Origin of the sequence: Microbacterium flavescens (assembly GCF_018588945.1) — a bacterium.
GTDB lineage: Bacteria > Actinomycetota > Actinomycetes > Actinomycetales > Microbacteriaceae > Microbacterium > Microbacterium flavescens.
This window is the reverse complement of the sequence record NZ_JAFIWA010000001.1, coordinates 665,395-686,134: the sequence shown is the minus strand read 5'-3', so window position 1 is coordinate 686,134 and position 20,740 is coordinate 665,395. Positions and strand designations below refer to the sequence as shown.

At 70.4% G+C, this 20,740-nt stretch carries 18 protein-coding genes; 5 read left to right on the top strand and 13 right to left on the bottom strand.

Features of this window, described 5'->3' with window-relative positions; genetic code table 11:
* Positions 1-36: 36 nt before the first annotated feature.
* Together JX005_RS03175 and JX005_RS03170 are read right to left on the bottom strand one after the other, a co-directional pair.
* A complete protein-coding gene (locus JX005_RS03175) occupies positions 37-996 on the bottom strand; it encodes a bifunctional riboflavin kinase/FAD synthetase (protein WP_214465932.1) in 960 nt (319 codons plus the stop codon).
* Entirely contained in the window at positions 993-1,442 is a 450-nt protein-coding gene (locus JX005_RS03170) for a hypothetical protein (RefSeq protein WP_246533415.1), read from the bottom strand. Before JX005_RS03170 ends, JX005_RS03175 begins: the two co-directional genes overlap by 4 nt.
* A gap of 161 nt (positions 1,443-1,603) precedes the next feature.
* On the opposite strand from JX005_RS03170, the gene JX005_RS03165 reads away from it, so the two are divergent.
* Positions 1,604-3,928, top strand: a complete 2,325-nt coding sequence (locus JX005_RS03165) for an SH3 domain-containing protein (RefSeq protein WP_214465931.1) — start codon at positions 1,604-1,606, stop codon at positions 3,926-3,928.
* Positions 3,929-3,934: 6 nt separating this feature from the next.
* On the opposite strand, the gene JX005_RS03160 is transcribed toward JX005_RS03165, so the two are convergent.
* Genes JX005_RS03160 through JX005_RS03150 form a run of 3 tightly spaced genes read right to left on the bottom strand, consistent with a single transcriptional unit; the run spans position 3,935 to position 5,873 of the window.
* Positions 3,935-4,303 (bottom strand): hypothetical protein, encoded by a 369-nt coding sequence (locus tag JX005_RS03160; protein ID WP_214465930.1) that lies wholly within the window; start codon positions 4,301-4,303, stop codon positions 3,935-3,937.
* The gene (truB, locus tag JX005_RS03155; protein WP_214465929.1) at positions 4,300-5,187 is read right to left on the bottom strand and encodes a tRNA pseudouridine(55) synthase TruB; all 888 of its coding nucleotides are present in this window, start codon (positions 5,185-5,187) and stop codon (positions 4,300-4,302) included. The genes JX005_RS03160 and truB overlap by 4 nt, the downstream gene beginning before the upstream one ends.
* On the bottom strand, positions 5,187-5,873 hold the full coding sequence (locus JX005_RS03150) for a nucleoside/nucleotide kinase family protein (RefSeq protein WP_214465928.1): 687 nt from the start codon (positions 5,871-5,873) through the stop codon (positions 5,187-5,189). The genes truB and JX005_RS03150 overlap by 1 nt, the downstream gene beginning before the upstream one ends.
* A gap of 23 nt (positions 5,874-5,896) precedes the next feature.
* Between JX005_RS03150 and JX005_RS03145 the strand changes: the two genes are divergently transcribed.
* Positions 5,897-6,763, top strand: coding sequence for an iron-sulfur binding domain-containing protein (locus JX005_RS03145; protein ID WP_214465927.1), 867 nt, complete (start codon positions 5,897-5,899; stop codon positions 6,761-6,763).
* A 3-nt stretch (positions 6,764-6,766) separates the two neighbouring features.
* On the opposite strand, the gene rbfA is transcribed toward JX005_RS03145, so the two are convergent.
* The 5 genes from rbfA to JX005_RS03120 all read right to left on the bottom strand — a co-directional run bounded on the left by rbfA (position 6,767) and on the right by JX005_RS03120 (position 13,429).
* Entirely contained in the window at positions 6,767-7,276 is a 510-nt protein-coding gene (gene rbfA, locus JX005_RS03140) for a 30S ribosome-binding factor RbfA (RefSeq protein WP_214465926.1), read from the bottom strand.
* A gap of 55 nt (positions 7,277-7,331) precedes the next feature.
* Positions 7,332-10,085, bottom strand: a complete 2,754-nt coding sequence (gene infB, locus JX005_RS03135; RefSeq protein ID WP_214466075.1) for a translation initiation factor IF-2 — start codon at positions 10,083-10,085, stop codon at positions 7,332-7,334.
* Positions 10,086-10,197: 112 nt separating this feature from the next.
* Entirely contained in the window at positions 10,198-10,449 is a 252-nt protein-coding gene (locus tag JX005_RS03130; RefSeq protein WP_214465925.1) for a YlxR family protein, read from the bottom strand.
* A 32-nt stretch (positions 10,450-10,481) separates the two neighbouring features.
* Positions 10,482-11,471: a transcription termination factor NusA gene (gene nusA, locus JX005_RS03125; RefSeq protein WP_214465924.1), complete on the bottom strand. Its 990-nt coding sequence runs from the start codon at positions 11,469-11,471 to the stop codon at positions 10,482-10,484.
* Between the two features lie 98 nt (positions 11,472-11,569).
* Positions 11,570-13,429, bottom strand: coding sequence for a lipase family protein (locus JX005_RS03120; protein WP_214465923.1), 1,860 nt, complete (start codon positions 13,427-13,429; stop codon positions 11,570-11,572).
* 65 nt (positions 13,430-13,494) lie between these two features.
* Between JX005_RS03120 and JX005_RS03115 the strand changes: the two genes are divergently transcribed.
* The 3 genes from JX005_RS03115 (at position 13,495) to JX005_RS03105 (ending at position 16,458) form a co-directional block, all read left to right on the top strand.
* A complete protein-coding gene (locus JX005_RS03115) occupies positions 13,495-14,997 on the top strand; it encodes an alanine/glycine:cation symporter family protein (RefSeq protein ID WP_214465922.1) in 1,503 nt (500 codons plus the stop codon).
* A 47-nt stretch (positions 14,998-15,044) separates the two neighbouring features.
* On the top strand, positions 15,045-15,866 hold the full coding sequence (locus JX005_RS03110; protein WP_214465921.1) for a DUF1206 domain-containing protein: 822 nt from the start codon (positions 15,045-15,047) through the stop codon (positions 15,864-15,866).
* A 67-nt stretch (positions 15,867-15,933) separates the two neighbouring features.
* Positions 15,934-16,458 (top strand): pyridoxamine 5'-phosphate oxidase family protein, encoded by a 525-nt coding sequence (locus JX005_RS03105; protein WP_214465920.1) that lies wholly within the window; start codon positions 15,934-15,936, stop codon positions 16,456-16,458.
* A 33-nt stretch (positions 16,459-16,491) separates the two neighbouring features.
* Here the strand turns inward: JX005_RS03105 and JX005_RS03100 are convergent, their stop codons facing one another.
* From JX005_RS03100 to JX005_RS03090, 3 genes are all read right to left on the bottom strand, one after another.
* Entirely contained in the window at positions 16,492-17,550 is a 1,059-nt protein-coding gene (locus JX005_RS03100) for an LOG family protein (protein WP_214465919.1), read from the bottom strand.
* 44 nt (positions 17,551-17,594) lie between these two features.
* Positions 17,595-19,394, bottom strand: a complete 1,800-nt coding sequence (locus JX005_RS03095; RefSeq protein WP_214465918.1) for a proline--tRNA ligase — start codon at positions 19,392-19,394, stop codon at positions 17,595-17,597.
* Positions 19,395-19,558: 164 nt separating this feature from the next.
* Complete coding sequence (locus tag JX005_RS03090) at positions 19,559-20,740, bottom strand: benzoate/H(+) symporter BenE family transporter (RefSeq protein ID WP_214466074.1); 1,182 nt, start codon at positions 20,738-20,740, stop codon at positions 19,559-19,561.

Below are 20,740 nucleotides of genomic sequence, written 5' to 3'. Positions count from 1 at the left end.
GGCCCGCGCCCGCGGCGAGGTCTATGGCGGCGCCGCTCAGCTGAGAGCGCTGCGCACCTGCGCGACGTCGTCGGCCATCTGCCGCACCAGCGCCTCGATGCCGTCGAACGCGACCATGCCGCGGATCCTCGCGGTGAACTGGATCTCCACGCGGTGCCCGTAGAGGTCGAGGTCGGTCTCGTCGAGCACGTAGGCCTCGACCTGGCGCACGGGCACGTCGTCGAAGGTGGGATTGGTGCCGATGCTGATCGCCGCGGGATAGCGGATGCCTCGCCGCAGCCCGTCGGGAGAGCCTTCGTCGATCAGCCAGCCCGCGTAGACGCCGTCCGCCGGAACGAACCCCTCGCACTCCGATGACAGGTTGGCGGTGGGATAGCCCAGCTCCCGACCGCGCTTGAGGCCGTGCACGACCTCGCCCCACACCGACGGCATCCTGCCGAGCAGCTTCGCGGCCGTCTCGACGTCGCCCTGGGTCAGCAGCTCCCTGATCCAGGTCGACGACACACGTCGGCCCTCCTCGATGGCCCGGACGTCATCCACCACGTCGACGGTGAAGCCGAACTCGCGCCCCAGTTCGGCGAGCAGCGCAGGGTCGCCGGCTCCCCCGCGGCCGAAGCGGAAGTCCCTGCCGACGAGGACCGTGCGCACACCGAGCGCGCCGACGAGCACGTGCTCGACGAACTCGCGGGCGGGCAGGTCGGCGAGCTGCCGGTCGAAGCGCAGGAGAAGGGTCGCGTCGATTCCGGTCTCCGCCAGCAGCTGCAGCTTCTGATGGACGCCGATCAGGTTGTCGGGGCAGACCTCGGGTCGCAGGAGTGCCAGCGGATTGCGGTCGAAGGTGACGGCGACGACGCGTGCTCCGCCGGTCGCCGCATCGACACGGGCGCGGTCGATCACGGCGCGGTGCCCGGTGTGGACGCCGTCGAACTTGCCGATCGCGACGACCGAGGGTCCGAACCCTGCGGGCACCTCCGCCGGATCGTGGAAGACGATCATGCGCGGACCGTCGCGGGCTCGGAAGCGACGCCGCTGGCAACGGGCCGGTGGGTGATGAGCCACCAGAGGCCGAGGAACGGCAGCACGAGAGGCACGAAGACGTACCCCATGCCGAACCATGACCACACGGTCGGATGGGCGAACAGGTCGGGAAGCACGAAGGTGAGGGCGCCGACGACGAGAACCCCGACGAGTTCGAAGACGATCGCGATCCACGCGACGAGGTACCACGCGCGGGACCCGGCGAAGATGAGGGCCAGCGTCGCGACGATGTAGACCACCGCCGACAGGGCCGAAAGGGTGTACGCGAGGGGGGCCTCATCGAAACGCTGAACGATCTGGACGAACGATCGACCGGTGGCGGCGAGCGCCATGATCGCGTAGACGATGACGAGAACACGGCCGATTCCGGTCATGCGGCGGCGGGGACGGGCGGGGGGTGTCATGGCCTCTCAATCCTAGTTCCGCTGGAGAACCCGGTGAGTCTCGTTGGTCACATACGCCCCAACAGACACGTGAGTAGACAGACACACCGAGAAGTGACAATATTCACAGGACGGAACCCGAACCGCTTCTCCCGCCCGCACGCCGACCCGAAAACCACATCATGCGTTCGACCCGTACCTTCTTTCTGGCCGGCACCGTCGCCGTCACCCTGACCCTCGGCGGCTTCGCGCCGACAGCCGCGATGGCGGCACCCGCGGTGAGCGCGGCCACGCCCATTCCTGCTCCCGCGGCACCCGAGGCGACGCCGACTCCGGACGCCACTCTCACGCCGACGCCGGCGCCGACCGCTCCTGTGACGCCCGCGCCCGCCGTGTCGCCGACGGCCACGGAACCCGATCCCGTCGAAGCTGCGCCCACCGAGCCCGCCGCCCCGGCCGCGCCGGCCCCCGCCGAACCCGACCCCACGTCTACGGCGCCCCTCACCATGCCGAGCATCGCGGCGCAGCTGGCTGCGGCGGCGCCGACGCCCACCGCTGCGGCGGTCACCTTCCGCAACCCGCTGGCGGCGAAGACCTACACCGTCTCGTCGTACTTCGGCCCTCGGTGCATTCCCGTGCCGGGCGCCTCGACCTATCACTACGGTGTGGATCTCGCCGCGCGGTCGGGCGCCCCCATCTATGCCATCGCAGCGGGAACCGTGTCGGCCACCGTCAGCGGATCCTCGTCGCGTGCGGGCTACATCTCGATCCGCCACTCGATCTCCGGCGTGACCTACACCTCGATCTACATGCACATCTGGTCGGCCACGACCCACGTGAAGGTCGGCCAGAAGGTCACCGCCGGCCAGCGCATCAGCGAGGTCGGCAACAGCGGCGTGTCGTCGGGCGCCCACCTCCACCTCGAGCTCTGGCGCGCCGGCGCGACGAGTGCGACCGCCGAGAACGCCGCCACGTTCCTCAAGGCGCGCGGCGTCGACGTCTACGCCTCCGCCACCTCGGTGACCGCCAAGGCTGCGCCGGCCACATGCACGTATTACACGGTCGGCGATGCGAACTTCCGCACCGGACCGTCGACGGGGTACGCCGCGATCCGCCTGCTCCCCCGCGCGACCGCGATGGTCCACGTACCGGGGCTCATCACCTCCGGCTTCATCCCGGTGAAGGTCGGCACGCAGTCCGGGTGGGTCTCCGCCTCGCTCGTATCCCCCAACAAGCCGGCGCCCCTTCCTGCTGCCGTACCGGCGAAGACGTACACGGCGACGGCCGCGCTGGCGTTCAAGGCCACCGCGTCCGCGAGCGGTACGTCTCTCGGAGTGATCCCCCAAGGCGCCGCCGTCGGGAAGATCCTGGCCAGCTCCGGTTCCTGGGCCAAGGTCACGTACGACGGCAAGACCGGCTGGGTACAGCGCGCCTACCTCACCGACACGCCCGCCGCCCCCGCCACCCCACCGGCGACCACTCCCTACACGGCGACCGCGGCGCTCGCGTTCAAAGCCACCGCGTCCGCGAGCGGCACGTCCCTCGGAGTCATCCCGAAGGGTGCGGGCGTCGGCAAGATCCAGGCCACCTCCGGTTCCTGGGCCAAGGTCACGTACGACGGCAAGACCGGCTGGGTACAGCGCGCCTACCTCACCGACACGCCCGCGGCCCCCGCCACCCCACCGGCGACCACCCCCTACACGGCGACCGCGGCGCTCGCGTTCAAAGCCACCGCGTCCGCGAGCGGCACGTCCCTCGGAGTCATCCCCAAGGGTGCGGGCGTCGGCAAGATCCAGGCCACCTCGGGCTCCTGGGCCAAGGTCACGTACGACGGCAAGACCGGCTGGGTACAGCGCGCCTACCTCACCGACACGCCCGCGGCCCCGGTCACGCCCCCGGCAACTGCCCCCTACACGGCGACCGCCGCGCTGGCTTTCAAGGCCACTGCGTCCGCGAGCGGTACGTCCCTCGGAGTCATCCCAAAGGGTGCGGGCGTCGGCAAGATCCAGGCCACCTCGGGCTCCTGGGCCAAGGTCACCTACAACGGCAAGACCGGCTGGGTACAGCGCGCCTACCTCACCGACACGCCCGCGGCCCCCGCCACCCCACCGGCGACCACCCCCTACACGGCGACCGCGGCGCTCGCGTTCAAAGCCACCGCGTCCGCGAGCGGCACGTCCCTCGGAGTCATCCCCAAGGGTGCGGGCGTCGGCAAGATCCAGGCCACCTCGGGCTCCTGGGCGAAGGTCACGTACGACGGCAAGACCGGCTGGGTGCAGCGCGCCTACCTCGCCGACACCGCCGCAGCACCGGCAACCCCCACGGCCTACACGGCGACCGCGGCGCTCGCGTTCAAGGCCACCGCGTCCGCGAGCGGCACCTCCCTCGGCGTCATCCCCAAGGGTGCGGGCGTCGGCAAGATCCAGGCCACCTCGGGCTCCTGGGCCAAGGTCGCCTACAACGGCAAGACCGGCTGGGTGCAGCAGTCCTACCTCGCGCCGAAGTGACGCGGCTCAGGCGATCTGGATCGTCCAGATCGCGTGCATCCGCCAGACCATGACGGCTACGGCGAGCGCCGCGATCCCCATGATCACGGTGCTCCAGCGACTGCGCTCGAGCAGCGCCCACGCGACGCCCGCAATCGGCAGGAGCGCGGCCGAGACGAGGTAGACCCAGAACTCCAGCAGGCTGCCCGTCGGCGGGTTGCCCACCAGCGGAGCCACGATGGCCACCACGATCTGGGCGATGAGCAGGAGTTCGAGCAGGGCCAGCGCACCGACGGTGAAGTCGCTGGGCCGGCGACCGGCGAGCCCGGCGATGACGCAGAAGAGTCCGGCGATCACGGCGACCGCCAGCAGCACGATCGTGAACCACAGGATCATCGGGTTGCCTCCTCGGGCATGTTCATCGAGCTCTTGACGTCGTCGCCGCGCTTCTCGACGACGCCGACGAGTGCACCGCCGGGGTCGATCGCCGCCGCGGGCTGCGAGGCCAGACGTCCTGCCGCGCCCGGCAGTCGCTTGCCGTGGCGCAGATCCCGCGCCTCCTCGACGGTCACATCGAAGCGGCTGAGGACGGCGGTCGCCGCATCGCCGGGCGAGAGCAGCGGCGCGGCGTCGATCGCGTCCGCGGACGCCGCCCGCGCGACGTCGAACGGCCCGATCCGCGTGCGCCGGAGCGCCGTCAAGTGCCCTCCCACGCCGAGCGAGGCCCCCAGGTCGCGGGCGAGCGAGCGGATGTACGTCCCGCTCGAGCAGTCCACCACCACATCGAGGTCGACGGTGGCCCCGTCGCGTCGCTCGTCGAGGACGTCGAAGCGCGACACCGTCACGTCGCGCGCTCGCAGCTCGACCTGCTCCCCAGCACGGGCGAGGTCGTACGCGCGGCGGCCGTGCACCTTGATCGCGGAGTAGGTGCTCGGTACCTGGGAAATGCGCCCCGTCAGTGCGGCGATGCCGTCGACGAGGGCGGGCGACGCCAGGGACGAGGCATCCGCCACCGCCACCGTCACGCCCTCGGCGTCGTCTGTGTCGGTTGCGATGCCGAGGCGGATGGTCGCTTCATAGGTCTTGTCGAGCCCGACCATGAAGGTCAGCAGCCTCGTCGCGCCTTCGACGCCGAGCACCAGCAGACCGGTGGCCATGGGATCGAGGGTGCCGGCGTGACCGATCTTGCGTGTGCCGAGCGCACGCCGGGCGCGCGCGACGACGTCGTGGGAGGTCATCCCGCCGGGCTTGTCGACGAGGAGGATACCGGGGGCTGCCATCAGCAGAAGTCCTGGTAGACGCGGCGCGGGTGAGCGAGATCGCTGTTGTCCACGATGGCGGATGCCGCGACCTGGGGGCTCGCCTCGCGAAGGTAGAGCTCCTGCCCGAGCCGGTATCGGGCGTTCTGCGGGGCGGCGGGATCGGGATCGCTGCCGTCGCGGATCGCCATGCGCGCGCACGCGACCGACTCGGGTACGTCGAGCCAGACCGACCAGTGCCACAGGTTCTTCAGCTCGGGGCGGTGCAGGAAGATCCCGTCGACGACGAGAACCGCGTCGCGCGGGGCCGTGACCCACTGCGACTCGACGGCGGCGTCCCGCACGTGATCGAACGCTGCGAGCTGGAAGCCCGTCGCCCCCGATGTCTGGGCGCCGTCGAGGAACGGGTCGATCAGCACGCGCCGAAAGGTCGCGTAGTCGTACGAGTCGTAGTAGTAGCCCTCGGGGCTGCGCCGCCCGCGGGCGTAGCGCTCGGCGCGCGGCCGGTGGAAGCCGTCGATCCCCGCGCGGAAGACAGCGGAGCCCGCCTCGGCGAACACCTCGGCGAGTCCGTCGGCGAAGGTCGTCTTGCCGGCGCCGTCGATGCCGTCGACGGCCACGATCACGCGGCCGCCCGGGTAGTTGTGCTGCACCTCGTCACGCAGTTCGCGCCACAGCGTGGTGGCGGGCGTGACGGGCAGGCGCATGACTCCAGCCTAGGCTGAAGCGCATGCCTGAAATCGCGCCGCCGCTCATCGAGTGGTATCGCGCGAACGCCCGCGACCTCCCCTGGCGACGCCCCGGCTTCGGCGCCTGGGGCGTGCTCGTGAGCGAGTTCATGCTGCAGCAGACGCCCGTCGACCGGGTGATCCCGCATCTCGTGGCCTGGCTCGCGCGCTGGCCGTCTGCGGCCGACCTCGCGGACTCGCCGCCCGCCGATGCCGTGCGCCAGTGGGCCAATCTGGGCTACCCGCGCCGGGCCCTGTGGCTCCACCGTGCCGCTGTCGAGATCTGCGATCGACACGCGGGAGTGGTGCCGCACGACGTCGAGGCGCTCCTCGCGCTGACCGGCATCGGCGACTACACCGCTCGAGCGGTCGTCGTGTTCGCGTACGGGGAGCGGGCTCCCGTCGTCGACACGAACACCCGGCGAGTGCTCGCACGCGCCGTCGACGGCCGATCGCACCCCGGTCCGCCCGCCAAGCGCGACCTCGCGGCGATGGACGCGATCCTGCCGCCCGACGATGTGGAAGCCGCGGTCGTGAACGCCGCGGCGATGGAGCTCGGCGCCGTCGTCTGCACGGCCCGCGCACCGCGATGCGGATCCTGTCCGATCGCGCACCTGTGCGTCTGGCGCGCGGCGGGCTATCCCGACACCGGCGACGAGCGCCGGCGGCAGGCGCGGTACGAGGGCAGCGACCGCCAGGCGCGCGGCGCGGTGCTGAAAGTGCTCCGGGATGCTGCCACCCACGCGGTCGCGCTCACCGAGGTCGTGCCCGACTGGCCGGATGCGCGTCAGCGCGACCGGGCGATCGACTCGCTCATCGCCGACGGGCTGGCCGAGGCATCCGAGGGATTCCTCCGTCTGCCGTCGTGAAGATCAGCGCTGCTGGTCCTCGTCGTCCTCATCCGCATCGACCGAGTCGGATGCGTCGAGTGCGTCGTCCTCGTCGTCCGCGTCGTCCGCGTCGAACTCGCGCGGCTTGATGTACGGGTCGGCCTCGCCGGCGTACGACGCCGAGGAGGCGAGTCCTGCGACGGCCGCATCGCGCTCACGAGCCTCACGCAGGAGGTCGGCGATGTGGTCGGCGTTCTCGGGGATCGCGTCGGGGATGAACTCCAGCGACGGCGTCAGGCGCACGTTCAGGTGCTTGCCGACTTCGGACCGCAGCATGCCGGTCGCCGAGCGCAGCGCGGCGGCCGAGGCCTCACGCTCCTCGGCGCTTCCCAGGACAGTGAAGAACACCGACGCGTGCTGGAGGTCGCCCGTGACGCGCACATCGGTGATGGTGACGAAGCCGAGACGCGGGTCGCGCAGACCCTTCTCGAGCCTCTCGGCGAGGATCACGCGGATGCGGTCCCCGAGGCGTGCCTGACGTTCGCCGGCCATGTCGGTTCCTTTCGACAGGTGAGGGGCGCCGTGCGGCGCCCCTCACCGATTGCGATCAGCCGCGAGGCTTCTCGACCATCTCAGTGGTCTCGATCTCGTCGCCGATCTGGATGTCGTTGTACTTGCCGAGGCCGATACCGGCTTCGAAGTCCGTCCGCACCTCGGTGACGTCGTCCTTGAAGCGGCGCAGCGACTCGATCGCCAGGCCGTCGGCGATGACCACGCCGTCGCGGATGACGCGCGCCTTGGCGTTGCGCGTGATCGTGCCCGAGCGGACGATGACACCGGCGATGTTGCCGAACTTCGAGGAGCGGAACACCTCGCGGATCTCGGCCACACCCGACTGGATCTCTTCGTACTCCGGCTTGAGCAGGCCCTTGAGCGACTGCTCGACATCGTCGATCGCGTTGTAGATGACCGAGTAGAACCGGACGTCCACGCCCTCGCGGGAGGCGCGCTCGCGCGCCTTCGTGTCGGGGCGGACGTTGAAGCCGATGACGATCGCGTTGTCGATCGTCGCCAGGTTGATGTCGGACTCGGTGATCGCGCCGACGCCGCGGTGGATGATCCGCAGCTGCACCGAATCGTCGACCTCGATCTTGAGCAGCGACTCCTCGAGCGCCTCGACGGCACCGGAGACGTCACCCTTGATGATGAGGTTGAGCGACTCGACCTTGCCCTCTTCGAGTGCACGGGTGAAGTCCTCGAGCGAGATGCGCTTGCGGGCCTTGGCCAGCTGGGCGTTGCGCTCGGCGGCCTCGCGCTTCTCGGCGATCTGGCGGGCGGTGCGGTCTTCCTCGGTCACGATGAAGGTGTCACCGGCGCGGGGCACCGAGTTGAGACCCTGCACCTGGACCGGACGCGACGGGTACGCCTCGTCGACCGCGTCGCCGTTCTCGTCGATCATGGCGCGGACGCGGCCATAGGCCGTGCCTGCGACGATCGCGTCGCCGACGCGGAGCGTTCCGGACTGGATGAGCACCGTGGCGACGGACCCGCGGCCCTTGTCGAGCTTGGCCTCGATCGCGACACCGCGCGCATCCTTGTTCGGGTTGGCGGTGAGGTCGAGACCGGCGTCGGCGGTCAGCAGCACGGCATCGAGCAGTTCCTGGATGCCGGTGCCCTGGCGGGCCGAGACGTCGACGAACATCACGTCGCCGCCGTACTCCTCGGCGACCAGACCGTACTCGGTCAGCTGCTGGCGCACCTTGGCCGGGTTGGCGTCGGGCTTGTCGACCTTGTTCACCGCGACCACGATCGGCACGTTCGCCGCCTGGGCGTGGTTCAGCGCCTCCACCGTCTGCGGCATGATGCCGTCGTCGGCGGCGACCACGAGGATCGCGAGGTCGGTGACCTGCGCGCCTCGGGCACGCATGGCGGTGAACGCCTCGTGACCGGGGGTGTCGATGAACGTGATCGCCCGCTCGATCTCCTCGTGCTCGGTCCAGACCTGGTAGGCGCCGATGTGCTGCGTGATGCCGCCGGCCTCGCCCGCGACCACGTTGGTCTGGCGAATGGCGTCGAGCAGTCGGGTCTTACCGTGGTCGACGTGACCCATGACGGTCACGACGGGAGGCCGGATCTCGAGGTCGTCCTCGCTCTCCGCCTCCAGCTCGGCCTCGAGGTCGAGACCGAAGCCCTCGAGGAGCTCCTTGTCCTCGTCCTCGGGCGAGACCATCTGGATCTTGTAGCCGAGCTCCTCGCCGAGGACCTCGAAGGTCGCCTCGTCGAGCGATTCGGTGGCAGTCGCCATCTCACCCAGGTTGAACAGGATGGTGACGAGCGTGCCGGGCTGAACGGTGTAGCCGCGCAGCGCTTCGAGCTTGTCGGCGAAGTCGGCGATCGAGGCGCCTCGGCGCAGGCGGATGATCTCGCCGTTGCCCTTGGAGACGTTGACGCCGCCGACGACCGGCGCCGACCGCATCTCGAATTCCTGCCGCTTCGCGCGACGCGACTTGCGCTGCTTGGACTTGCCGCCGCCCTTGCCGAAGGCACCTGCCGTGCCGCCGCCGGGACCGCGGCCACGACCGCCGCCACCGCCGGGACGACCGGCGAAGCCACCACCGGGCGCGCCGCCACCGGGTGCGCCGGGGCGCTGGAATCCGCCGCCGGCACCGCCGGGACGACCGGGACCACCCGGACGCTGCTGGAACGGAGCACCGGGGCGACCGCCGCCGCCGGGACGACCGCCGCCACCCGGGCGCGGAGCGCCGGGACGCGGGGCGCCGGGGCGCGGTGCCTGCGGACGCGGGATGTTGCCGGGGTTCGGACGCTGGCCCATGCCCTGCGCAGACGCGAACGGGTTGTTGCCCGGGCGCGGGCCGGCGGGACGCTGGCCCATGCCCTGCGAGGAGGAGAAGGGGTTGTTGCCGGGGCGCGGGGCGCCGGCCCCACCGGGACGCGGGGCACCGGGCGCCGGAGCGCCGGGCTTCGCGGGAGCGGCGTCGGCCGCGGGCGCAGCGGGCGCCGGGGCTGCCGGAGCCTCGGACGCCGGCGCGGGCGCCGGAGTCTTGGCCGCCGGAGCGGGAGCGGGTGCCGGAGCGGCGGGTGCGCTGGCCGCCGGCGCTGCGGGCGCAGCGGGAGCCGCCGGGCGTGCCGGGCCGGGACGACCGGCGGGGCGCGCCGGAGCGGCCGGCTTCGCGTCAGCGGCGGGCTTGGCCGCGCCGTCCGCCTCGAGGGCGGCGCGCAGCTTGCGAGCCACGGGGGGTTCGATGGTGGACGAGGGGCTCTTCACGAACTCGCCGAGCTCCTTGAGCTTCGCAAGGGCAACCTTGCTGTCGACGCCGAGTTCGGAGGCGATCTCGTGCACGCGTGGTTTGGCGTTTGCCACAATTCTCCTGTCTGGGGTCCACCCAGACAGGGCAGACCGTTAGTCGCGGACGGGACTCATTTCGAGCCGTTCACTTTGATTCCATAGCCGTTCAGCCTTTTCGCTGTATGTGCTGTTCGATGGTCTGCGTGTCAAGCGGTCCTGACACACGCAATGCCCGCACGAACGCGCGGCGCCGGAGTGCGGCATCCACGCATTCGCTTGTCGGGTGCACCCACGCGCCTCGCCCCGGCATCACCGCACGCTCGTCTGGGACGAGGACGGAATCGATGGAGACCACCCTGAGGAGGGCGGACCGGGGAGCACGCATGCGGCAACCGACGCACGTTCGTACAGGCTCCATGTTACACCTCGGGGCTGGGAGCGCCGTCCGCGTCAGGCGTCTTCGAGGATCGAGTCGGGCTGGATGTCGATCTTGGCGCCGGTCAGCTTGGCGGCGAGGCGGGCGTTCTGGCCCTCCTTGCCGATCGCGAGCGACAGCTGGTAGTCGGGGACGAGCGCGCGCACGGCTTTGCTCGACGCGTCGAGGATGAAGCTCGACGTCACCTTCGCCGGCGACAGGGCGTTCGCGACGAACTTCGCGAGCTCGGGGTCGTAGTCGACGATGTCGATCTTCTCGCCGCCGAGTTCTTCGGTGACCGCACGGACCCGACGCCCGAGTTCGCCGATGCAGGCGCCCTTGGCGTTGATGGTCGGGTCGTTCGCCTTCACGGCGATCTTGCTGCGGTGGCCCGCCTCGCGCGCGAGCGAGACGATCTCGACGAGGCCGGCGGCGATCTCGGGCACCTCGAGGGCGAAGAGCTTGCGGACCAGCCCGGGGTGGGTGCGCGACACGGTGATCTGCGGACCCTTCGTGCCCTTGGACACCGAGGTCACGTAGACGCGCAGACGGGAGCCGTGGGCGTACTCCTCGCCTGCCACCTGCTCCTCGGGCGGCAGGATGGCCTCGACGGTGCCCAGGTCGACGTGCACCATGCGGGGGTTCGGACCCTGCTGCACGACGCCGGCGACGATGTCGCCCTCCTTGCCGCGGAACTCCCCCAGCACCGCGTCGTCGGCGATGTCGCGCAGGCGCTGCGAGATGACCTGCTTGGCCGCGAAGGCGGCGATGCGGCCGAAGTCCTCGGGAGTGCTCTCCTCTTCGCCGATGACCGCGCCCTCGTCGTCGAGCAGCGGCACGAAGACGGCGACGTGGCCGGTCTTGCGGTCGAGTTCGGCGCGCGCGCCCTCGGGCAGTTCGCCGGAGGGCGATGTGTGCTTGGCGTAGGCCGTCAGGATGGCCTGTTCGATGATCCGGACGAGTTCGTCAAAGGGGATCTCCTTCTCACGCTCGACGGTCCGCAGCAATCCGAGATCGATGTCCACTCTGGCCTCCGTATTCAGCTCTCACCGACGCATCCAGCCGCCGGAACCCTCTTACGTTACCGGATGCCGCGGCCCGCGACGCTGGGAGGAACGTGGGTTCATCTGCCGCAGTCGTCGACCGGGCCATCTCCACCCAGGAGCCGATCCTCGCTCCAGCGCACGAGCAGCGGATGGAACCGAGAGCTCGGCAGCAGTGTGGCGAGGTGATCGTATCCGCCGAACACGACCCACCGCGTCTGCACGCCGTCAGCGCAGAGCTGATCGACGAAGCGCTGCTGCAGCCGGGGCGGGATGACCTCGTCCGCATCGCCCCACGTGACCAGCACGGGTTCCTCCCACGGCCCCGTGGGAGCGTTGGCCGCCAGGCGCTCCCCCAGCGGGCCCGAGGTGAGGTCGCGCACGTACAGCGGACGGTCCTCGGCGATGCCGAGTCCGGTGGCGACCGACACGATCACGCCGGGCTCGGTGGGGCATCGCTGCGTCATCTCACGGACGATCGTGGCGCCGCCCGGGGTGACGTAGCGGGCCAGGTCGACATCCGGGTACGTGTCGGCGTACGGAACCAGCACCCACGAGATCAGGATCGTCAGCAGGACGTCCGCATCCGTTCCGTCGAGCTCCTCCGCGAGCGCGAGGGGCTCGGTGACCGGGGCGAGCAGCGCCGTCCCGCGGATGTCGATCGCAGGCGCGTAGGCGGAGGCGATCTGCGACATCCAGAGCGCAGCGTGACCGCCCTGAGAGTGGCCCCACGCCAGAGTGCGCGGTGAGAGCGCGACTCCGGGGAGCTGCCGGGCTGCGAGCGCCGCATCGAGCGAAGACCGCGCTTCACCGCGTCCGATGAGGTACGGGAACGTGCCGGGCGCCCCCTGACCGGAGTAGTCGGAGGCGACGATCACCCAGCCGCGCTCGATGGCCTCCTCCACCGCGGGGATCGACCACTTGGTCGCCGCCGCGTCGCGCAGACTGGGGGCGCATCCGCGTGCGACGCCGGTCGTGCCGTGGTTCCACACGACGACCGGGCGCGTTCCGGGGCGTCGTTCCTCCGGGATGATCACGAGGGCGCTGGCCACGGCCGGCGCTCCGACGGCATCGCGCGTCGTGTAGAGGATCCGCTTCACGTCGGCTCCGGGCGGATGCTGGCCGGCGAAGTCGTCCGTCCGGATGAGGCTTCCGTGCTCGAACGGGATCACCGGCGGAGGGTCGTAGAACGCGTCGACGACATGCGCGCCCTGTGAGATCCAGCCGCTCACCCACCACGCCGATGCGGCGACGCCGACGAGCGCGACAGCCAGCACGTACCTGCCGGCGGCCCGCAGCCGCGAGGTGCGCGGGGACTCGGCCGGTGCCGGGAGGGGACTGTGGGCGAACGCGTCGGCCCACCCCTCCGCGCCACCGCGTCCGGGGCCGAAGCCGTTCATGCCGCGGACGATGAGCGAGAGGCCGAACAGAGCGGTGCGCGCGCCGAACACCACGGCGACGACGAGCACCGTCACGTCGGGCCACGACAGGGCGAGCACGCCGAACACCAGTTGCGCGACCGACCACGCTCCCGCGAGCACCCGTCGACTCGTGCCGGTCCGGGATGCGGCGTCGAATGCCGAGGCGAGCCCGCCGAGGATCAGCATCAGGGCGACCACGTCGGGAAGGGCCGCCAGCGTCCGCCCCAGGCCGAGGAGGATCGCGCCTCCGAAGAGGATCCAGACGGCGCCGAAGACGCGGCGCCGGGTCGTGGCATCCGTCCCCTCCCGCAGGAACTCGCCGACACCCGACAGCACGGCGCTCAACCCGACGTACACCGTGAGCAGCACCAGCGAGGTGAGCGGGCGGGTCACGACCAGCAGGCCGAGCAGGAGGACGATCGCACCGACGCCGGTGGCCACCGCGGGGGGCGCGTCGGCGACCAACCCGGGAAGGCTGCTCACCCGGGACGCAAGCCTGCGCAGCGGGGGACGGATCACCGAGCCAATGCTAGGCGCTGGCGAGGCGTGGTGACGTGGGATGCCCGCCCCGCCATACTGTCGGCATGGACGCGATCAATGAGTGGTTGGTGGAGTGGGGCGACAACCTGTGGACGTGGATCGTCCTGCCCGTCGTCGTGCTGCTCGGCATCTACTTCACGGTGCGCTCGGGCGTGGTGCAGTTTCGCCTGATCCCCGAGATGTTCCGGACGCTCACCGACAAGACGCCGCGGTCCGAGGACGGGCGGCCGCAGTCGGTCAGCGCCTTCCAGGCGTTCACGATCTCGGCGGCGTCGCGTGTCGGCGTCGGCAACATCGCCGGTGTGGGCACCGCCATCGCCCTGGGCGGGCCCGGCGCCGTGTTCTGGATGTGGCTGATGGCCTTCATCGGCGGAGCGTCGAGCTTCATCGAGTCGTCCCTGGCCCAGCTGTTCAAGACGCGGGACAGCGACGGCTTCCGCGGCGGCCCCGCGTACTACATGGAGCGCGGGCTGAAGGCCCGCTGGCTCGGCATCTGGTTCGCCATCATCCTCATCATCTGCTTCCCGTTCGCGTTCAGCTCCCTGCAGGCGAACACCATCTCGGCGACCATCTCGGCGACGGTCGGCGACGACGCGCCCGGATGGCTGCCCTGGGTGATCGGGGCGGTCGTCGCTCTGCTCACCGGGCTCGTCGTCTTCGGCGGGGTGCGCCGCATCGCATCGGTCACCCAGTTCCTCGTGCCGATCATGGCGCTCATCTACCTCCTCCTCGGACTCGTGGTCGTCGCACTGCACCTCGACCGCCTGCCCGTCGTCTTCGCCGAGATCTTCACCCAGGCGTGGGGATTCAACGAGGTGGTCGGCGCGGCGTTCGGCTACATCATCCTCACCGGTGTCAAACGAGGGATGTTCTCGAACGAGGCCGGACTCGGGTCGGCGCCCAATGCCGGCGCGAGCGCGGCCGTGACGCACCCGGTCAAGCAGGGGCTCGTGCAGACCCTCGGCGTCTACTTCGACACGTTCCTCGTCTGCTCCATCACCGCGTTCATCATCCTGGTGTCCGTCCCGGACCTCGCGAATGCGGAACGGGGCATAGACCTGACCCAGAGCGCCCTCGTGTCCTCCCTCGGCGACTGGTCGAGCATCGCTCTCAGCGTGATCATCTTCCTGCTCGCGTTCTCGTCCATTCTCGGCAACTACTACTACGGCGAATCGAACATCGAGTTCATCAATCCGAACCGCACTCTGCTCACCGCGTACCGGGCGCTGGTGGTCGTCGCCGTGCTCGCCGGGTCTGTGGTGGGCGCCGACCTCGTGTGGAGCTTCGCGGACGGCGTCATGGGGTTGATGGCGTTGACGAACCTCGTCGCGATCGCTCTTCTGTCCGGAATCGCGTTCCGGCTGCTGAAGGACTACACCGATCAGCGACGTCAAGGACGTGACCCCGTCTTCACCCGAGACCGCCTGCCGGACGTCTCGGGCATCGAGGTCTGGGAGGACGAGCTCACCGTGACGGGGCCCATCGACATCTCGACACGGCGGCGGCAGGCCGACAAGCACCGAGATCACTTGCACGGTCAGGCCTGACGGCGCAAGCCCGGACACGGGCGAGCGGCGCACCCTAGGCTGTCCGCATGTCGGCCCCCACAGCGAAGGCCGCCGCGCGGAAAGCCGAGGCGAGCCCCGTCTTCGAAGTGTTCGCGCGCGCGGGCTACGTGGCCAACGGCATCGTCCACATCCTCCTCGGCATCATCGTGCTCGTGATCGCGTTCGGCGGCGATGCAGAGGGTGACCAGCCCGGGGCCCTGAAAGCCGTCGCGGTCGCACCCCTCGGATTCGTCCTGCTCTGGCTCATCGCGATCGCGCTGTGCGCGCTCGGCCTGTGGCACGCGGCCGAGGGCGTGCTCGCGCGCGACCTCTCGGGCGATGCCAAGGGCGCGGCCAAGAAATGGGGACGCCGCACCGCGGAGTGGGGCCAGGCCATCGTCTTCATCGGGCTCGGAGTGATCACCGCCGCGATCGCGCTGGGCGCCCGGCCCAACGGCGAGAAGACGGCCGAGGACGCGAGCCGCAGCCTGATCGACATCCCCGGCGGGCCCATCGTGCTCGCGCTCATCGGCGTGGGCTTCGCCGCCGGCGGCGTCTCGTTCGTCGCGATGGGAATCCTGCGCAGCTTCCACAACAGGATGCGCATCCCCGACGGCGCGGTCGGGCAAGGGATCACGACGCTCGGGGTCGTCGGCTTCATCGCGAAGGGCGTCTCCCTGGCGATCGTGGGCGTGCTGCTGCTCGCCGCCGCGCTCAGCACGGACGCCGAAGCCGCGGGCGGCATCGACGGTGCGGTGCAGGCCATGCTCGACGTCCCTTTCGGCCCCTACCTCGCCGGGATCGTCGGCGCAGGCTTCATCGCCTACGGCGTCTTCACGGTGGCCCGGGCGCGCTACGCGCGCATGTGAGCCGGGGCGAGGCATCCGCTCTGTCAATCCCCTGTCGCCCGTCGGGGCGCTCGGGAAGAGTCGACGCATGACGGAGACAACACAACCCACCGAAGTCACCGGTATGGAAGCCATCGCACGCGTGAAGGAGCTCGTCGAGGACATCGACTTCACGATGCTCACGACACAGGATGCCGCGGGCAACCTCGTCAGCCGTCCGATGAGCACGCGCCAGATGGACGACGCCGGCGACATCTGGTTCTTCACGCTCGACGACACCAAGAAGGTCGCCGAGGCGGAGGCCGACCCCGGGCATGACGTCGGCCTCTCGTACATCGACGCGAAGGACCACCGCTACGTGTCGGTCGCGGGACGCGCGGTCGTCCTGCATGACGAGGCGAAGATGAAGGAGCTCTACTCCCCCAGCCTCGACATCTGGTTCGAGGACGGGCTGGACACACCGGGCATCGCCCTGCTGCGGATAACTCCGAAGGAGTGCGAGTTCTGGGAGCCCCGGCACGGCAAGCTCGTGATGGCCGCCGGCATGCTCAAGGCGCTCGTTACGCGCGACATGCCCGACGACTCGATGGCGCACGGCCGGGTCAGCTGCTGACGACCCTCACCGCACGGATGTGGCCGGCACGGCTCAGGCGGCCCGGGCCGGCCCCTTCGGAGCGCTGTCCAGCGCATTGATCGCCCGGATCAGGCGGTGCAGCGATCCGACCTGGAACTGATCGAGCCGCAGGATGAGCCGCGGGAGCCCCGCTCTCGCCGCGTCGTCTGCCTCCTGCCGAAGGGCCGCGCTGCGCTCGATCCGCCCGGATGCCAGCAGCCATCCGAAGCGATCGTTGAGCTCGTCCAGCTCGAGGTCGGTAGGAGCCGACTTCAGCCGCAGCACGAGGCGGTCGCCCACCCAGCGCATCGAGTCGTAATTGCGCCAGAAGCCCGTGATCTCCTGTGCTGCCGAGTCCACCGAGTCGGTGATGAGGAGCCGGTCGAAGTCGTCGGGCGAGATGAGGCCCGAGCCGACGAGCTGCTCGTCGACGAACCGCTCCAGGCCGTGCCAGAACGTGCCGCCGGGCTTGTCGAGCAGCACGATCGGCGTCGGCTCGGCCTTGCCGGTCTGCTGGAGCGTCAGCAGTTCGAACAGCTCGTCGAGCGTGCCGAACCCGCCCGGGACGCACACGAAGCCGTGCGACTCCTTCACCAGCATCAGCTTCCGCGTGAAGAAGTACTTCATCGCCACGTTGCGGGAGTTTTCGGCGATGACGGCGTTCGGGCGCTCCTCGAACGGGAGGCGGATCGACACGCCCAGCGATCGCTGCGACCCCGCTCCCTCCGCCGCGGCCCGCATGATGCCCGGACCGGCACCGGTCACGACGAGCCAGCCGCTCTCGGCGAGCGCCTCCGCGACGCTGGCCGCGGCGCGGTAGACCGGGTCGTCCGGCCGCGTGCGCGCCGATCCGAAGATCGTGACCTTCGGCACGCCGGCGTAGGGCGCGAAGTGCTGGAACGCCGCCCGCATCTCGGTCAGCGCCGCCGTCGTGATCTTCAGGTCGAGCCGACCGGCGCGGTCGAGCCCCAGGCCGACACCCGTGACGAGGATCCGAGCGATGAGGTCGACGTTCTCGGTGATGCCCGCATCTGTGATCAGGGCACGGACATCGTCGGTCACCTCGGGGGGCACTGCAGCATTCTCAGGCATGCATCCAGCGTCGCATGCCGTGCCCCGACAGGAATGGGGCTTGCCTAGACCGTGCGCAGGCGCTCCACGACCTCCGCGAGGGAGACGGTCTCGCGGTCGCCGGTGCGGCGGTCCCACAGCTCGACCTGCCCGTCGGCGGCGCCACGGCCGACGACGATGATCTTCGGCACGCCGACGATCTCGGCGTCGCCGAACTTCACGCCCGGCGAGACCTTCACGCGGTCGTCGTAGAGAACATCGAGACCGGATGCCTCGAGCTCGGCCGACAGTTTCTCGGCGACCTCGAAGGCAACAGCGTCGCGACCGGCGGCCACGACGTGCACGTCGAACGGCGCGACCGATGCCGGCCACCGGAGGCCCTTCTCGTCGTGGTTCAGCTCGGCGAGGTTGGCCAGGATGCGGGTCACGCCGATGCCGTACGAGCCCATCGTGACCGTGACCAGCTTGCCGTTCTCGTCGAGGACCTTGAGGCCGAGCGTCTCGGCGAAGAAGCGTCCCAGCTGGAACACGTGGCCGATCTCCATTCCGCGCGCCAGTTCGACCGGACCTGAGCCGTCGGGCGCCGGGTCGCCGGCACGCACGTCGGCGACCTCGACGAACCCGTCGCCGGTGAAGTCACGGCCCGCGACGAGCGTGTGGACGTGCTTCTCGTCGATGTTGGCGCCGGTCACCCACGCCGTGCCGTCGACCACGCGCGGGTCGAGCAGGTAGCGGATGCCGGTCGCCGACTCCTCGCCGAGCAGCGCGCCGGTCTCGGACCAGGGGCCGATGTAGCCCTTGACGAGCAGCGGGTGCTTCTCGAAGTCTTCGGGAGTCGCCGCCTCGACCGCCGCGGGCGCGAACGCCACCTCGGCGCGCTTGTCGTCGACGTCACGGTCACCCGGGAGGCCCACGATCACCAGTTCCCGGGTGCCGTCGAGGTGCGTGAGGGCCAGCACGACGTTCTTCAGCGTGTGCGCCGCCGTCCACTCCGTCGCGTCGGCTGTGGCCGGGCCGGCGATGCCGGAAGCGGGCGCGTCGAGGTGGGCGTTGGCGTGGTCGACCAGCGTCTGGATCGTCGGGGTGTTCGGCGAGTCGAAGATCACCGGGGCGCCCAGTCCGTCGAACGGGATCGCGTCGGGAACGACGGTCGTGAACGCTTCGACGTTGGCGGCGTACCCTCCCGCCGAGCGCACGAAGGTGTCTTCGCCGACCGCCGTGGGGTGCAGGAACTCCTCGCTGCGCGCGCCGCCCATCAGGCCGTTGTCGGCGGCGACGATGACGTATTCGAGCCCGAGGCGGGTGAAGATGCGCTCGTACGCGTCGCGCTGGCGCTGGTACGAGGCATCCTGCCCGTCATCGGTGTAGTCGAACGAGTAGGCGTCCTTCATCGTGAACTCGCGGCCCCGCAGGAGGCCGGCGCGCGGACGCGCCTCGTCGCGGTACTTGTCCTGGATCTGGTAGATCGACAGGGGCAGGTCTTTGTACGACGAGTACAGGTCCTTCACCAGGAGGGTGAACATCTCCTCGTGCGTCGGCGCGAGGAGATAGTCGGCGCCGCGGCGGTCCTGCAGGCGGAAGATGCCGTCGCCGTACGACGTCCAGCGGCCGGACTGCTCGTAGGGCTCACGCGGGAGGAGCGCGGGGAAGTGCACCTCGTATGCACCGGCGTTCGCCATCTCGTCGCGGATGATCGCCTCGATCTTCGCCTTGACCTTCAGCCCCAGCGGCAGCCACGTGAAGATGCCGGGCGCCGCGCGCCGGATGTACCCGGCGCGGACGAGCAGGCGGTGGCTGGCGACCTCGGCGTCGGCCGGGTCCTCACGGAGCGTGCGGAGGAAGAAGTGCGAAAGACGTGTGACCACGAGCGACAAGTCTAGGGCGGTGGGATGCCGCGACCGGCGTCAGCCGCCATCGGGTCAGCCGGGACCTTGTCGGAGAATCGGAGATCTTCGGCGACACGCCGGCGCGGACGCCCTCGGCGCGGCGAGTTCGCGACAATCTCCGATTCTCCGCACGGCGAGCGAGCTCAGCCGAGCCGCCGCCGCCCGAAGTGCAGCACGGTGCGCACCACCAGACCGGCGATGAGCGCCCAGAAGGCGGCGCTCACGCCGAGGATCGCGACGCCCGACGCAGCCACGAGGAACGTCACCACTGCGGGCATCCGCTCGCCCGGATCGTCGATCGCCTGCTGCACGGCGTTTCCGAACGCCGCGAACAGCGCCAGTCCGGCGACGGCGGGAATCACCGCCTCCGGTGCGAGGAGCACCAGGGCGGCGAACGCCGCCGAGGCGCCGCCGAGCACGAGGCTCGCTGCGCCGGTCGAGACTCCGGCGACCCAGCGCCGCTTCGGGTCGGCGTCCGCCTCCGGACCAGCCGCGAGCGCAGCGCTGATCGCAGCGAGGTTGATCGCATGGCCGCCGACCGGGGCGCCGATCACCGTGCCGACGCCCGTGACCAGCATCGCCGACCGCCATGGCACTTCGTAGCCGAAGCTGCGCATGATGGCGACGCCGGGCACATTCTGCGAGGCCATCGTGACGATGTACAGCGGGATCGCGATGCTCACGAGCGCGCCGAGCGTGAAGGTCGGCACCGTCAGCTCGACCCGCGGCACCAGCAGGCCAGGGTCGACCGATGCCCCCTCCTGCGCGAGCGAGACGCCCACCACGACCGCGGCGGCCGTGAACGCGAGCGGCACGGCCCACCGTGGCGCGAGACGCGCGAAGACGAGCCACGTCAGCACGACCGGTACGACTCCCCAGGGGTTGACGACGATCCCGGTGATCGGCGCGAGGCACAGCGGGAGCAGCACACCGGCGAGCATCGCCTGGGCGATCGACGGCGGGATGCGGGCGATGAGGCGCCCGAGGTGCGGCCAGAGCCCCGTCAGCACGACGAGTGCGCCGACCACGATGAACGCGCCCACTGCGGCGGGCCAGCCGCCCTCGACGGCTCCGGTGGCCGCGAGCAGCGCGGCGCCGGGCGTCGACCAGGCCACGGTGATCGGCATCCGGTATCGCCACGCGAGCACGAGCGAGCCGAGTCCCATCGTCACGCATACGGCGAGCAAGCCGCTCGCCGCCTGCGCCGGACTGGCTCCGACGGCGCGCAAGCCGGTGAGAACGATCACGAAGGCGCTGCTGAAGCCGACGAGCGCCGTCACGATTCCAGCGGTGATGGGGCGCGACAGCGGGTCGGCGGGCTGCAC